The organism is Brevundimonas sp., from assembly GCF_032055285.1.
In the GTDB taxonomy this organism is placed as follows: Bacteria; Pseudomonadota; Alphaproteobacteria; order Caulobacterales; family Caulobacteraceae; genus Brevundimonas.
Map to the genome: position 1 here is coordinate 15,799 of NZ_DAMBRE010000007.1, position 13,473 is coordinate 29,271.

Here is a 13,473-nt window from a genome sequence, read left to right on the forward strand (position 1 = left end):
GAAGCCATGACCGAAGCCCTGATCCGCCCCGCCCGACCCGACGACGCCGCCGCCCTGGCCGTGCTGGGGCGACAGACGTTCGTGGACACCTTCGTGACGGGTTTCGGCATCCCCTACCCCGCCGACGACCTGGCCGCCTTCCTCGACAAGAGCTTCAGCGTCGAGACCATTTCGGCCAAGCTAGCCGAGCCCGGCTCCGCCTGGTGGGTGGCCGACCGCGACGGCGAAATCCTGGGCTTCGCCAACACCGGGCCGAACACCCTGCCCCATCCCGACGCGCGACCCAGCCACGCCGAACTGCGCCGTCTCTACATCGGCCGCCACGCCCAAGGCCTGGGGCTGGGCACCCAACTGCTGAAACTGGCCCTGGACTGGATGGAGGCGAACACCGACGGCCCCCTGTGGGTCGGCGTCTGGAGCGGCAACGAGAAGGCCCAGAAGCTGTATGCCGCCTACGGCTTCGAGAAGGCCGGCGAATACGACTACCCGGTCGGCGCCTGGAACGACCACGAGTTCATCTTGCGGCGGGGCTGATTTGCCGCATTTATGGGGATGGTGAACATATAAAAAGTCCAAAGGGCAACCGATGTTGGCCAAAGTCGCACTCGCAGGCGCCCTGACAGTCAGCATGACAGCGCCAAGCACGGCTGGGGTACGGATGGAGCTCCAGCAGCCCCCCTCTGCCGTCAATCTTGCCAATCCCGGTTGGCGCACCCCGCCCTCCCCCGACGCCGTGGCCGAGAATTACCCCGGCTTCGCCAGCGCCATCGGGATTTCAGGCAGGGTATCTTTGGAATGCGTGGCGGTCGCTTCCGGGCCGCCTCGAAACTGCAGAGTCACGGCAGTTGCACCAGAAGGACTCGGCTTCGATAGAGCAGGCCTCGCCGTAGCCGCAACGGGCATAGTCAGGCCCGCAGTCGTGGACGGCGTGCAAGTGCCGAAACGGATTGCCTTCAACATCCTGTTTCAAACGGAAACCATCGAAGAGACGTCGAATCTGCCCGTCGCGTATACCGGACCGCCACCCTCAGCCGCCGCCCTGGCGTTGGCGAAACGGATCGTCATCCGGGATCTCGAGGAGATAGTTGCGAATGAAGAGGATTACCTTCTGGATGGCCTCGCGCCCGACCGCATCGAAATCGTACGTGGGTGGATGCGGGAGAAGCGCCCCCTAGGAGACGAAAAATACGTCGAGAGATCGGCATTAGCTATCGCGCGCCTGTCCTCGGAGGAGGAAATGTCTGCCTATCTTTCAGACGGAACCCCTTCCGCGACGCCGTCCAACGACGACTGGATGCGCGTCACCTCGGACTTTCCAGACGAAGGCGATGAGGCCAAGTGGATCAGCTTGAGGGGCCGATACTGCGCCCGCTGGTCGTGCGAAACACCTTCGAGAAACCACTAATGCTCCTGCCCTTCTTCACCGCCCTGCGCGAAGCCCGTGTGCCGGTTTCGCTGAAGGAATGGCTCCATCTGATGGAGGCCATGGACAAGGATGTGGCCGGGCGGGACGTCGAGGCCTTCTACCACCTGTCGCGGGCGGTGCTGGTCAAGGACGAGAAACACTATGACCGGTTCGATCAGGTCTTCGCCAAGGTGTTCAACGGGCTGGAGACGGTGGGCGCGGGCGAGGACCTGACCACCGATATTCCCGAGGACTGGCTGCGGCTGCTGACGGAAAAGTTCCTGACTGACGAGGAGAAGGCCCAGATCGAGGCGCTCGGCGGCTTCGACAAGCTGATGGAGACGCTGAAGCAGCGTCTGGAGGAGCAGAAGGGCCGACACGAAGGCGGCAATCGCTGGATCGGCACCGGCGGGACCAGCCCCTTCGGCCACGGCGGCTATAATCCCGAAGGCGTGCGCATCGGCGGCCCCGGCAAGCATGGCCGCGCGGTGAAGGTCTGGGAAAAGCGCGAATACAGGAACCTGGACGACACGGTCGAGTTGGGCACCCGCAACATCAAGGTGGCCCTGCGCCGTCTGCGCCGCTTTGCGCGCGAGGGCGCGGCCGAGGAACTGGATCTGGACGGCACCATCGACGGCACGGCGCGTCAGGGCTGGCTGGACATCCAGATGCGGCCCGAGCGGCGCAACACCATCAAGGTCCTGCTCTTCCTCGACATCGGCGGCTCGATGGATGGCCATATCAAGCTATGCGAGGAACTGTTCTCGGCGGCCAGGACCGAGTTCAAGAACCTGGAGTTCTTCTATTTCCACAACTGCCTCTATGAGGGGGTGTGGAAGGACAACCGGCGGCGTCACAATGAAAAGACCCCGACCTGGGACGTGCTGAACAAATACCCCGGCGACTGGCGCGCCATCTTCGTCGGCGACGCCACCATGTCCCCCTATGAAATCACCATGCCGGGCGGCTCGGTCGAGCACTGGAACGAGGAGGCCGGCGCCGTCTGGCTGAAACGCGCCCGCCAGCAGTGGGATAAGTCGGTCTGGCTGAACCCGGTGACCGAACGCTACTGGAGCTACACCCAGTCGGTCGGCCTGATCCGCGAGGTCATGGATCAGAGGATGTTCCCCCTGACGCTGGACGGGCTGGACAAGGCCATGCGCGCGCTGACACGGTAGAGGTCTGGTCTGGGAGACCCCGATCAAGGAGGGACGCGATGACGACGGCTCTGCTTTTCGCCCTGGTTCTGCAACAGGCCGCGCCCGGCGTGGTCTGGTCGGACGATCCGCCCGCCCCCGTCGAAGAGGTCGCCGTCGCCGCGCCCCTTCCCGTCCTGCCGGCCCACGCCCTGGCCGATCCCTATGGCTGGGAGCGGTCGCAGTGCAGCCCCTTCATCCGCAAGGACGAACCGCTGGAGCATTGCCAGGCCAGGGTGCGGGTGACGTTGGCCGCCGCCATGGGCGACCGCCTGCCTGACGGCCTGCGTCCGTCGAAGGCGCTGGAGAACTGCACCCCCGGCACGGCGGCGAACGGCTACGCCATCCAGTGCGGGCCGCGCCCGGTGGCGGCCCTAGGCGCGCCGCCCCCCCGGAAAAGATCTGCGACAGCCGCCCCCAGCGCACCCCCAGCGGCGCCATAGCCTTCAACAGCGAATGCCGTCCGGCGCCGGGAGACGTACGCGCGCAGGATGGCTTGCGCATTCGACTGGGCGGCGACTGAGCGCCTAGTCGATGCTTATGGAGCCAAGGGCTGGGTGTATTCCGGCCGCCGTCTCCTGACGGAAGACATAGCGGCCAGGCCGAAGGAAGAAGGTCGCCTCTGTCGCACCTGGCGGCAGCAGATAGTGGTCCGAGGGCGGCCCGGCGGTCCCCTCCTGCATCCGCAGAGCCTGGATCAGCACGACTTCATCCAAGGGCGGAACTGTAATCGCGACCTTGCGGCGTTCAGGGTCCGCCGCCAGCCAGCCGGGCCGCCCCGCAACGGGCGCCCTGCGAGGATGGAAGACCGACATATCCATCTGGCCGGCATAGCGAGGCGATGCGACGCTCACGCCGCCTCGCGACACCACAATGGACTTGTCAGGCGCAAAGCGCTCCAGGACGGCCGCCACATGCGGTGCGTCGTTCTCGGGCATGATCGCCGGCCAGTTCATCGACTGCTCGATCGTCAATGGGTCAACCCCCGTCTTCGCCTTGAGTCGCGCGGCGAACCAGGTTCCGCCCCGACCAGGCTTCTCCATGGCGTGGCTGTAGCCAACGAAGACAAAGACGCGTGCTTCGGGGTGGGCGGCGAGGACATTGGCGATCAGGTTGTCGGCCTGAGCCTCTTCGCGTGTCGCGATCTGTACTTCGCCGGCTGCGTCGTCCGACGCCCTCTGATCGAAGCGTTGCTCATAGTCAGCGAAGCGATAGCCGAGTTGCGCCGCCTCCCTTACCGTTTCAGCGAAAACGGGATCGTGGGTATAGTAGCCATAGCTCGCCAGAAAGGGCGCACCCTGTGCATAGCTGGCGATCCGAACATAGGGCTCGGGCTGTGGCGACGTGAATGTCTCGGCTGCGAACCAGTCGTAGCCTAGCGGGCGCAGCGCCCGGATTACCTGGGCCGCGAAGGCGCGGTGTCCGGAAACATTATGGGCCTCATTGAGAATGACGATGCGCGTGTTGCGCGCCGCCTCCACGATCGCCTCGATCGCGTCACGCGCCAAGGCGTCATTGAGATCGGGGCGAGCGAGCGAAGGATGCGGGGGTCGTTCCACCACCCCGACAGCGGTAGCTTCGTCGCCGAGGAAGGAGGCGAACTGGCTCAGCATCTGACGCGCAGCCTCGTCGCCGGCTTCAGACCGGGCCTTCAGGTCCAGGTAGGCCGGCAGATAGCGGCCTTCGGCGTAGAGCCGATCATCATTCGACAAGGCCTCCTGCGCGATCCCCGGCGCCGCAGGCGTCAGGCTCAGCCCGGCGACCGCCAGAAATACCGATCGACGTGACACCATGAGCCTGCCGCTCCTCCGCTTCACCTGGGTGCGACGCTACAGGACGGGTCAAGCTTGGCAATATAACGGCATCTATCCGCGAGACCGCAGCCACCTGGCCACGGCCCAGGCGTGGGCTTCGTGGCGCAGGCGAGCGATCGCTTCCAGCGGCTCCAGCCAGACCAGTTCGTGGTCGGCCTCGCACTGGGTCGAGGGATCGAAACCGCTCAAACGAACTGTCCAGAAACCCCCGGCGTTGTTGACTGGGGAGCCATCCGTCTTGCGGAAATACTGGGCGGCTTCGGCCAGGCGATCCTCGGGTTCGACGATCAGGCCGGTTTCCTCGGCGAACTCGCGAACGATGGCCTGCTGCTCGCTTTCCTCGCCGTCGACGGCGCCGCCGGGCAGGTCGAAGTAGCTGCCCTCGCCGCGATCCACGCGCACACAGGCCAGCTTGCCGTCTTTTAGGGCCAGGCCGAAAGTCGCAGGGCGATGAAGGTAATCAAGGCCGGGTCGGGCCGTTCCAAACTGAAGCTGCATGCCCACAGACTAACGCGCCGCGAAGCTGATGCGAAAGGCCCTAGAGGTCGAAGACCAGCCGCGCCCGCACACCAGGATGGTCGGCGTCGAACTCCACCGCCGAACGCAGGCCGCCGGCCATGGCCGACACGATCTTGGCCCCCAGACCCGTCCCCTTGGGCGCGCCGCCGCCCAGGCCGGGTCCATCGTCTTCAACGGTCAGGATAGCGCGCCCTTCCGCGGCGGTTTCCAGCACCACGCGGATCTCGCCGCCCTCACCCGGTTCATAGGCGTACTTGACGGCGTTGGTGACCAGCTCCGTGACGATGACGCCCAAGGAGACGGCCTGGTCAGTGCTCACCCGCATGGCGTCTGCGCGCAGGGACAGCTTGGGAGACGCATCGTCCGGCCCCACCGACTTGGCCAACTCATCCACCAACCCCGCCAGGTATTCGTCCATCGCGACGGTGGCCATGTCCGACGAAGTGTAGAGGCGGCGGTGAACATGAGCCACGGCCTCGATCCGCACCTGGGCCTCGCGCAAGGCCGATCGAGCGCCCTCGTCCGCCAGTTGGCGCAGTTGCAGCGAGATGAAGCTGGACACCAGTTGCAGGGAGTTGCCGACGCGATGATTGACCTCACGCAGCATGGCCTCGGCGCGATCACGGGCGAGCCGAACCTCTTCCTGGGCGGCCTCGTTCTCGCGTTCCAGACGGCGGCGCAGCAAGGCGTCCTCGACGGCCGAACGCAGCAGGGCCGTGAAGTCCTCCGACACGTCCTTGATGACATAGTCGGCGGCGCCAGCCCGCAGGGCCGCCACGGCGATGCGCCCATCCTGCGCTCCGGTGACGTAGACCACCGGCGGCGGGCTCGGCAGCGCCAGGATGTCGGGCAGGACGTCCAGCCCTTCGCGACCCGGCATGTAATGATCCAGGGCGCAGACGTCGTACTCTCCGGCCTGAAGGGCCTCATAGCCGCTGTCGGCGTCAGGCGCGCAGGTCACCTCATAGCCGTGGCGGCTCAGTTCCTTCTGGACCAGCCGGGACAAGCCGCGGTCGTCGTCGATGTAGAGCAGGCGGATGGAAGCCCCCGTATCGATCACGCGGTTCAGATCTCCGGCGCCTGCATGACGGACAGGAAGAGGCCCAACTGCTGGATCGCTCCAGCGAAGGCCTCATAGTCCACCGGCTTGGTGATGTAGACGTTGCAGCCAAGATCGTAGCAGCGCTGGATTTCGATCTTGTCGTCGGTCGTGGTCAGGATGACCACCGGCGCGCGGCGCAGGCGCTCATCCGACTTCACCTTCTCCAGGATGTCGGTGCCCGACATGTCCGGCAGGTTGAGGTCCAGCAGGATCAGCAGCGGCCCGTGGGCGCGCACCTCTTCGCTGAACAGATAGTTCAAGGCGGCGTCGCCATGATCGAAGTGGACGATGTCGTTGGCGATATTGGCGCGACGGATGTTCTTTTCGATGAGCTTGGCGTGGCCGTGGTCGTCCTCGACCATGACGATCTTCACGGAATGGCTCATAGATTGTCTCCGGCGGTCCCCAACACCATTAAGCGTGTGGGGAATTTCAGGTGGAATGTCGAGCCCTGGCCCAGGGCGGACTCCAGTGAGATCGACCCGCCCAGACGGCGGACGCTGCTGCGGACGAAGGCCAGGCCGAGGCCTTCGCCGGGCTGGTCCTGCTTTCCGGCCCGACGGAACAGTTCGAAGATCCGCTCGTGATCGCGCTCGGATACGCCTCGGCCGTTGTCGATGATGCGGTAGTGAACATGCTGATCATCCCCGAGTTCGCCCTCGACCACGATGCGGACGGGACGTCCCGGCTCCTGATACTTGACCGCATTGTCCATCAGATTGCCGAAGATCTGCTCGATCGACAGTCTGTCGCTCTCCAGAACGGGCAAGTTGCGCACCAGGATTTCGCCGCCCGCCTCGGCGACCTGGTGATGGACACTGTCGGCAATGGCCTGAACCAGGGCGGTCATCGGCAGTGTCTCCGGCGTCAGGGCCCTGCGCCCCTGACGCGACAGTTGCAAGATGGCGTTGATCAGGCGGTCCATCTTGGCCGTCGAGGCGCGGATGAAGCCTACGGCCTCGGGCACGTCTTCGCGCACGGCGCGGATGGCCTCGGGCTCGATGGCGTCAGGATGGGATTCTTCGAGCAGGGTCAGTTGGCGATCGAAGACCTTGCCGACCTGTTCCAGCTCTGAGGTGTAGCCCATGACATTGACCAGGGGCGAACGCAGGTCGTGGCTGACGATATAGGCGAAGCGCTGGATTTCCTCATTGGCGCGGGTCAGTTCAGCGGTGCGGTCGCGCACTTGATCTTCCAGGCCCGCGTTCAGCCGATCCAGCTCAAAGTGTGCGGTTTGGATCTCATCGACATAGCGCCGCACCAGCCAGACGCTGATGCCGGCAAGGATCAGGATCAGGATTCCCGCCAGGGCGTTGACCGAGACTGTGACCGCCGAAGCCCGTTCTGACTGACGCGTGCGTTCGACCAGGCGGCGCGCCTCGACGGCGTCGATCTCCGTCAGCTCGACGCGCATGGCGTCCATCAAGGCCTTTCCGCGCCCGCCTCGGATCAGCGACACGGCCTCGCCGATCCGACCCGCGCGCGTCAGGTCGATCGTCTCGCCCATCAGCGTCATGCGATCGTGATACAGCGTCTGAACCAAGCCCAGGCGAGGCGACAATTCCGGATCCTCGCCGATCAGATCTTCCAACCGCGTCATCACCGCCGGCAAGGCGGCCACGGCGCGATCGTGCACCGTGAGATACTCGGACCGCGCCGTCAGCATGAAGCCCCGCTGGCCGGTTTCGGCGTCGACCAGAAGGCTGAGCATGTCCTTGGCCGCCAGCCGGACCTGCTGACTGTGATCCACGGTGTCGTTATAGGCCGTCGTCCGCTGGATCATGACGAAGGTGGCGGCGTTCACCGCCAGCAGCAGCAGGATGGCCAGGGCCAACAGAGCGATGATCGAACGACTGAGGGTCGGCGTGCGCAAAAAGGCGCCAAGGGTCCGCAGGGCCGGCCGAATACGTTTCATGGGCGCCAGCTTATCGACCGAACCCCTTGAGTCCAGTCGTTAACCTCGATCCCGGTCAGACCGAACCGACGGTGCGCAGGCGGGCCTTGGGGTGGACCTCGTTCTGGCTCATCACCACCGTCTGGCCGCGGAAACGCTCGATGATGGAACGGACGTAGGGGCGGACCTGGGGGCCCGTCAGCAGGACCGGATTCTCGCCCGCCATGGCGGCGCGCTCGAAGACGTCGCGAACGTTGCGGATGAAGTCCTGCAGGCGGCTCGGAGCCATGGCCAGTTGCTTGTCCTCGCCGGGGCCGATCAGGCTCTCGGCGAAGGCCTGCTCCCAGTCCGGCGACAGGGTGATGATGGGCAGAGCCCCATCGTCGCCGCGGTTGGCCCAGCACAGCTGGCGCGCCAGGCGGGTGCGGACGTGCTCGACCAGGGTGGTGACGCTGGTGGTGTGGGGCGCGGCCTCGGCCAGACCTTCCAGGATGGCTGGCAGGTCGCGGATCGAGACCTTCTCGCGCAGCAGGCTCTGCAGGACGCGCTGCAGGGTGGTGACGGTGACCACGCCGGGGATCAACTCCTCGACCAGCTTCTTCTCTTCGCCGTTCAGTTCGTTGAGCAGCTTCTGCACCTCGGCGTAGGACAGCAGCTCGGCCATGTTCTCCTTGAGGATCTCGGTCAGGTGCGTGGTCAGCACCGTCGAGGGATCGACCAGGGTGTAGCCGCGGAAGGTGGCCTCTTCGCGCAAGCTCTCGTCAATCCAGGTGGCGGGCAGGCCGAAGGCGGGCTCGCGCGTGTGCTCGCCCGGCAGTTCGACCTGACGGCCGGCCGGGTCCATGGCCATCAGGGACGACAAACGCACCTCGCCGGCCCCGGCCTCCATTTCCTTGATGCGGATGGCGTAGCCCTGATTGGGCAGGCGCATGTTGTCGAGGATGCGCACGCTGGGCATGACGAAGCCATACTCCTGGGCCAGCGAGCGGCGCAGGGCGCGGATCTGGTCGGTCAGGCGGCGGCCTTCCAGGTCATTGATCAGGGACAGCAGGGCGTAGCCCAGCTCGATCTTGACCTCGTCGATGGTCAGAGCGGTCGAGATCGGCTCCTCGACGTCTTCCTTGGGTTTGCCCAGGTCCACGGCCCCCTCAACGGGGGCGGGCTTCAGACGATCACGCCCCAACTTCCAGGCCATGAAGCCCGAGCCCAGAGCCAGGGCCGCGAAGGGGATCAGCGGCATGCCGGGGATCAGGCCGATCAGGCCCGCCGCGCCGGAGACGACGCCTAGACTGACCGGGTTGCTGGCCAGCTGGCTGACCAGGGCCTTGTCCGCCGAGCCCTCGACGCCCGCCTTCGACACCAGGAAGCCGGCGGCGACCGAGACGATGATGGCCGGGATCTGGGTCACCAGACCGTCGCCGACGGTCAGCTGGACATAGGTGTTGGCCGCCTCGCCTACCGGCATGCCGTGCTGCGTCACCCCGATCAGCAGACCGCCGATGGCGTTGATGAAGGTGATGATCAGGCCCGCCACGGCGTCGCCGCGCACGAATTTGGACGCACCGTCCATGGCCCCGAAGAAGGTGGACTCCTGTTCCAGCTCCTTGCGGCGCAGCTTGGCCTGCTCCTCGTCGATCAAGCCCGACGACAGGTCGGCGTCGATGGCCATCTGCTTGCCCGGCATGGAGTCCAGGGTGAAGCGGGCCGAAACCTCGGCGATACGGGTCGAGCCCTTGGTGATGACGACGAAGTTCACCACCAGGATGATGGCGAAGATGATCACCCCGATGATGAAGTTGCCGCCCATCATCAGCTCGCCAAAGGCGTTGATGACCTGACCGGCGCTGTCGTGACCTTCCTGACCGTGGGTCAGGATCAGGCGCGTCGAGGCCAGGTTGAGCCCCAGCCGGTACAGGGTCGAAACCAGCAACACCGTAGGGAAGATGGCGAAGTCCAGCGGCCGCTTCATCATCACGGCCGTCATCAGGATCAGCACGCTGGACACCAGCGAGATCGCCAGCAGCAGATCCAGAAACATCTTCGGGATCGGCAGGATCAGCAGCATGATCACGCCGATCACGCCGATCGCCAGCCCCACGTCGCCGCGCAGCAGCCAGCCGAGCGCGTCGCGCCCGGTGGGGCGCGCATAGCCGTCCTTCATCAGGATCGGCGCATCAACCATGGCGGCGGACGAGGGTCATCGGGCCAGATGACAGGATTCGCGTGGTCTCAGCCATGCCCCAGCGCCTTGAGCGCCAGACGGGTCGCGTCGGCGATGACGGCGTCCCGTTGTTCCTGCGTCGATGCCGACGTCGCCTCATAATAGACGGCGATAGGCATCGGCGCTTCACCGGGCGGTCGCAAATAGCCGATGTCATTCGTAGGCCCGGAACCGCCGGTCCCTGTCTTATGCATCACGTGCCAATCTGCAGGCGCGGCGGCCCTTATCCGCTCGGCGCCCGTCTTGGTCGCGGTCAGCCACGCCATCAGAAGAGGCGGACCGGCCGCGCCGACTATCTCGGGAATGAGCCAGGCCAGATTATGCGCCGTCTGCGCTGGCGTGGTCGTATCCAGATCGTCGCCAACGATGTTGAGCTGCGGCTCCCAGCGATCGACCCGCGTGACCTGATCGCCGATCGTGCGATACCACATCCGCCAGGCGTCCAGCCCGCCCATCTCGCGGATCAGGATGTTGGCGGCGGGGTTGTCGCTGACCGTCACAGCCGCCTCGCAGAGCTTCTGAATAGTCAGGCTTGAGCCGACCGCCGGTTCCGTCACCGGAGCGTGGCTGATCATGTCGGCGGCGGTTATGGGGATGGCGCGATCCAGCCGCTCCTCGCCTCGCGCCACCCGTTGCAGGGTGGCCGCCGCCAGGAAAAGCTTGAAGGTCGAACAATAGGTGAAGCGTTCGTCGGCGCGCCACAGCAGACGGCCGTGCGGCCCTTGCAGGACGAAGCCGAGGCGTCCGCCGTGACGGGCCTCCAGCCCTGAAAGGTCCAGCGCCTGATCGACCTTGGACGGGACCTCCTCGGCGCACCCCGCCGTCAGGCCAAGCGCGCCCGCGCCCAGCAGAACCGTGCGGCGGTCGGCGCGCATGGGCCTAGCCCGCCGCGCCGTAAGCGGCGGCCACGCCCGACTGGGGCGCCGGAATGGCCGTGCCCTCGTCGGCGTATTCGTTGAGCTTGTTGCGCAGGGTGCGGATCGAGATGCCCAGGATGGTCGCCGCATGGGTGCGGTTGCCCAGGCAGTGGTTCAGGGTGTCCAGGATCAGGGTCTTTTCCATCTCGGCCACGGTCTGACCGACGAAGCTGCGGGTCATGGCGTCGGCCATCTGGGCCGCATGGCCGGCGACGCCGGCGTCATAGGTCGAGGCGATGGGCGACGGAGCCGCCGCGCCGCCTTCCAGCAGGGGACGACCGTCCGGCAGGCGGATGGCGTCGATGTCGATCTCGGCCCCGGTCGCCAGCAGGACGGCGCGGTGCATGGCGTTTTCCAGCTCGCGCACGTTGCCGGGCCAGCGGTGGCCGACCAGGGCGCGGCGGGCTTCGACCGAGATCGGGCGCGGCGGCACGCCGTTGGCGGCAGCGTACTTGCGGATGAAGTGGTCGCACAGGACGGCGATATCGCCCGGACGCTCGCGCAAGCTGGGCAGACGCAGGTTCACCACGTTCAGGCGGTACAGCAGGTCTTCGCGGAACGTGCCCTCGGCCACGGCCTTGGCCAGGTCGCGGTTAGAGGTGGCGATGATGCGGATGTTGACCGGCACGGGCTTGGAGCCGCCGACGCGGTCGATGACCCGTTCCTGGATGGCGCGCAGCAGCTTGGCCTGAAGCCGTGCATCCATCTCGCTGATTTCGTCCAGCAGCAGGGTGCCGCCGTCGGCCTCTTCGAACTTGCCGATGCGGCGGGCCACGGCGCCGGTGAAGGCGCCCTTCTCATGGCCGAACAGTTCGGATTCCAGCAGGTTGTCTGGAATGGCGGCGCAGTTGACGCTGATGAAGGGCTTGTCCGCGCGCTTCGAGCCAGTGTGCAGGTGACGGGCCATCACCTCCTTGCCGACGCCGCTTTCGCCGGTGATCAGGATGGAGGCTTCCGAACGCGCCACCTGATCGGCCAAGCTGATGACCGCCTTCATCGCCGGGTCGGCCGAAATCATCGGCCGTTCGTCGTCGGCCACGGCCGAGAGGACGGCGGCGATCAGGTCCGCCTCGGGCGGCAGGGGGATGAACTCCTTGGCCCCGGCGCGGATGGCGTCGGCGGCTTCGCGAGCGTCGGCGTCCACGCCGCAGGCCACGACCGGGACGTGGATGCGCTCGGCGTCGTTGGCGGCGATCAGGGCGGCGATGTCGATGCGGTAGTCGACCATCATCAGGTCGGCCCCCTGCCCGCGCCGCAGTTGCTCGGTCGCCTGATCGGCGCGTTCGACGTGCTGGACCTTGGCGCCGTGCGCCATGGCCATCTTCACCGCCGTCGCCAGCTGTCCGCTGAGCCTGCCAACCACCAGAAGCCGCATGGGTCTTCTCCTCTAATTCTGCATCAGGATCCGGCGGCCGATCAGGCGCCAGAATCCTCGGTCTTGATGATTTCCGTCATGGTCACGCCCAGGCGGTCCTCGACGACGACGACCTCCCCGCGGGCGACCAGGCGGTTGTTGACGAAGATGTCGATGGCCTCGCCGACCTTGCGGTCCAGCTCCAGCACGCTGCCGCGGTTCAGCTTCAGCAGCTGGGCGACCGACATGTGGGCCTTGCCCAAAACGGCGGAGATGTTGACCGGCACGTCGAAGACGGTGGCCAGGTCGGCAGCGGACTTGTCCCCGCCCTCGTCGGCGAGGGTCAGGGCGGTGGAGTCGCCGAACTCTTCCAGCGAGAGATCGTCGGTGGCCATCAGAAGGCGCTCCTGTCGAGGGATTCAGCATGGCCGGCCTCGGCCGCGAGCGCGGCCTCCAGGGCGGCGGAAACGCGGGCGGCGACGCCCTCGGGATCGAACTCGGCGCGGCCGTCGGCCCATTCCAGGGCGAAGGCGGCGGCGGGCGCGCCGACATCCTCGCGGAAGGCGATCAGGCCGGTGAAGCCGGCGTCGGCGCACAGGGCCTCGATATGGGCGCGGGTCGTCTCGTCCAGACCGGCGGCGCGGACCAGCAGGCGCGGCGAGGCGTCGATCTCCTGGCCCAGTTGCTCGATGGCGGCCTCCAGCGGACGGCGCGGGAAGCGGTCGAAGGCGGCCGAGGCCAGGACGCGGGCGGCGGCGACCGCCAGCTCGGCCGACTGACGACGATGGGCCTCGGCGATGGTGCTGAGGGCGCCGGCGGCATGGGCTGCCTGCTGGGCCAGGGTCGACAGGGCGTCGGCGCGCAGGGCCTCGACCTCGGCCAGGGCCTGCTGGCGGGCTTCCAGACGGGCCTGGGCGACCAGGGCGTCGACCTCGGCGGGGGCGAACGACCGCTTGACCGGCTGCCAGGCCGAGGGGCGCACGACGTCGCCCGAGGCGTCGAACTCGGTGTCGAAGATGAAGGGACGCGCGGTGGAGGGGATGCCGGTCAT

At 66.5% G+C, this 13,473-nt stretch carries 14 protein-coding genes; 4 read left to right on the forward strand and 10 right to left on the reverse strand.

The window, feature by feature from the left end:
- Window positions 1–6: 6 nt before the first annotated feature.
- The 4 genes from RTY13_RS14710 to RTY13_RS14725 all read left to right on the forward strand — a co-directional run bounded on the left by RTY13_RS14710 (window position 7) and on the right by RTY13_RS14725 (window position 3,044).
- Window positions 7–534, forward strand: a complete 528-nt coding sequence (locus RTY13_RS14710) for a GNAT family N-acetyltransferase (protein WP_312784520.1) — start codon at window positions 7–9, stop codon at window positions 532–534.
- Window positions 535–919: 385 nt separating this feature from the next.
- On the forward strand, window positions 920–1,405 hold the full coding sequence (locus tag RTY13_RS14715) for a hypothetical protein (protein WP_312784521.1): 486 nt from the start codon (window positions 920–922) through the stop codon (window positions 1,403–1,405).
- Window positions 1,405–2,583: a VWA domain-containing protein gene (locus tag RTY13_RS14720; protein ID WP_312784522.1), complete on the forward strand. Its 1,179-nt coding sequence runs from the start codon at window positions 1,405–1,407 to the stop codon at window positions 2,581–2,583. Before RTY13_RS14715 ends, RTY13_RS14720 begins: the two co-directional genes overlap by 1 nt.
- A gap of 38 nt (window positions 2,584–2,621) precedes the next feature.
- Entirely contained in the window at window positions 2,622–3,044 is a 423-nt protein-coding gene (locus RTY13_RS14725; protein WP_312784523.1) for a hypothetical protein, read from the forward strand.
- A gap of 84 nt (window positions 3,045–3,128) precedes the next feature.
- Here the strand turns inward: RTY13_RS14725 and RTY13_RS14730 are convergent, their stop codons facing one another.
- The 10 genes from RTY13_RS14730 to RTY13_RS14775 all read right to left on the reverse strand — a co-directional run bounded on the left by RTY13_RS14730 (window position 3,129) and on the right by RTY13_RS14775 (window position 13,473).
- A complete protein-coding gene (locus RTY13_RS14730; RefSeq protein ID WP_312784525.1) occupies window positions 3,129–4,394 on the reverse strand; it encodes a hypothetical protein in 1,266 nt (421 codons plus the stop codon).
- A gap of 72 nt (window positions 4,395–4,466) precedes the next feature.
- Window positions 4,467–4,913, reverse strand: a complete 447-nt coding sequence (locus RTY13_RS14735; RefSeq protein ID WP_312784527.1) for an NUDIX domain-containing protein — start codon at window positions 4,911–4,913, stop codon at window positions 4,467–4,469.
- 40 nt (window positions 4,914–4,953) lie between these two features.
- Window positions 4,954–5,994, reverse strand: a complete 1,041-nt coding sequence (locus RTY13_RS14740) for a sensor histidine kinase (protein ID WP_312784529.1) — start codon at window positions 5,992–5,994, stop codon at window positions 4,954–4,956.
- A gap of 5 nt (window positions 5,995–5,999) precedes the next feature.
- A complete protein-coding gene (locus tag RTY13_RS14745; RefSeq protein WP_312784531.1) occupies window positions 6,000–6,422 on the reverse strand; it encodes a response regulator in 423 nt (140 codons plus the stop codon).
- On the reverse strand, window positions 6,419–7,951 hold the full coding sequence (locus RTY13_RS14750; protein ID WP_312784533.1) for a CHASE3 domain-containing protein: 1,533 nt from the start codon (window positions 7,949–7,951) through the stop codon (window positions 6,419–6,421). The genes RTY13_RS14745 and RTY13_RS14750 overlap by 4 nt, the downstream gene beginning before the upstream one ends.
- 55 nt (window positions 7,952–8,006) lie before the next feature.
- Window positions 8,007–10,091 carry a flagellar biosynthesis protein FlhA gene (flhA, locus tag RTY13_RS14755; protein ID WP_312784678.1) on the reverse strand — a complete coding sequence of 695 codons (2,085 nt, stop codon included), beginning with the start codon at window positions 10,089–10,091 and terminating at the stop codon, window positions 8,007–8,009.
- A gap of 68 nt (window positions 10,092–10,159) precedes the next feature.
- On the reverse strand, window positions 10,160–11,026 hold the full coding sequence (bla, locus tag RTY13_RS14760) for a class A beta-lactamase (protein ID WP_312784534.1): 867 nt from the start codon (window positions 11,024–11,026) through the stop codon (window positions 10,160–10,162).
- A 4-nt stretch (window positions 11,027–11,030) separates the two neighbouring features.
- Window positions 11,031–12,443: a sigma-54 dependent transcriptional regulator gene (locus RTY13_RS14765; RefSeq protein ID WP_312063898.1), complete on the reverse strand. Its 1,413-nt coding sequence runs from the start codon at window positions 12,441–12,443 to the stop codon at window positions 11,031–11,033.
- Between the two features lie 41 nt (window positions 12,444–12,484).
- Window positions 12,485–12,817: a flagellar motor switch protein FliN gene (gene fliN / locus RTY13_RS14770; protein WP_292083895.1), complete on the reverse strand. Its 333-nt coding sequence runs from the start codon at window positions 12,815–12,817 to the stop codon at window positions 12,485–12,487.
- The gene (locus RTY13_RS14775) at window positions 12,817–13,473 is read right to left on the reverse strand and encodes a flagellar assembly protein FlbE (protein WP_312784535.1); all 657 of its coding nucleotides are present in this window, start codon (window positions 13,471–13,473) and stop codon (window positions 12,817–12,819) included. The genes fliN and RTY13_RS14775 overlap by 1 nt, the downstream gene beginning before the upstream one ends.

Coding starts and splice junctions, on each gene's coding strand:
- bla (WP_312784534.1), bottom strand. CDS start 11,026: ATGCGCGCCGACCGCCGCACGGTTCTGCTGGGCGCGGGCGCGCTTGGC.
- RTY13_RS14710 (WP_312784520.1), top strand. CDS start 7: ATGACCGAAGCCCTGATCCGCCCCGCCCGACCCGACGACGCCGCCGCC.
- RTY13_RS14725 (WP_312784523.1), top strand. CDS start 2,622: ATGACGACGGCTCTGCTTTTCGCCCTGGTTCTGCAACAGGCCGCGCCC.
- RTY13_RS14720 (WP_312784522.1), top strand. CDS start 1,405: ATGCTCCTGCCCTTCTTCACCGCCCTGCGCGAAGCCCGTGTGCCGGTT.
- flhA (WP_312784678.1), bottom strand. CDS start 10,091: ATGAAGGACGGCTATGCGCGCCCCACCGGGCGCGACGCGCTCGGCTGG.
- RTY13_RS14730 (WP_312784525.1), bottom strand. CDS start 4,394: ATGGTGTCACGTCGATCGGTATTTCTGGCGGTCGCCGGGCTGAGCCTG.
- RTY13_RS14745 (WP_312784531.1), bottom strand. CDS start 6,422: ATGAGCCATTCCGTGAAGATCGTCATGGTCGAGGACGACCACGGCCAC.
- RTY13_RS14765 (WP_312063898.1), bottom strand. CDS start 12,443: ATGCGGCTTCTGGTGGTTGGCAGGCTCAGCGGACAGCTGGCGACGGCG.
- RTY13_RS14750 (WP_312784533.1), bottom strand. CDS start 7,951: ATGAAACGTATTCGGCCGGCCCTGCGGACCCTTGGCGCCTTTTTGCGC.
- RTY13_RS14735 (WP_312784527.1), bottom strand. CDS start 4,913: ATGCAGCTTCAGTTTGGAACGGCCCGACCCGGCCTTGATTACCTTCAT.
- RTY13_RS14775 (WP_312784535.1), bottom strand. CDS start 13,473: ATGACCGGCATCCCCTCCACCGCGCGTCCCTTCATCTTCGACACCGAG.
- fliN (WP_292083895.1), bottom strand. CDS start 12,817: ATGGCCACCGACGATCTCTCGCTGGAAGAGTTCGGCGACTCCACCGCC.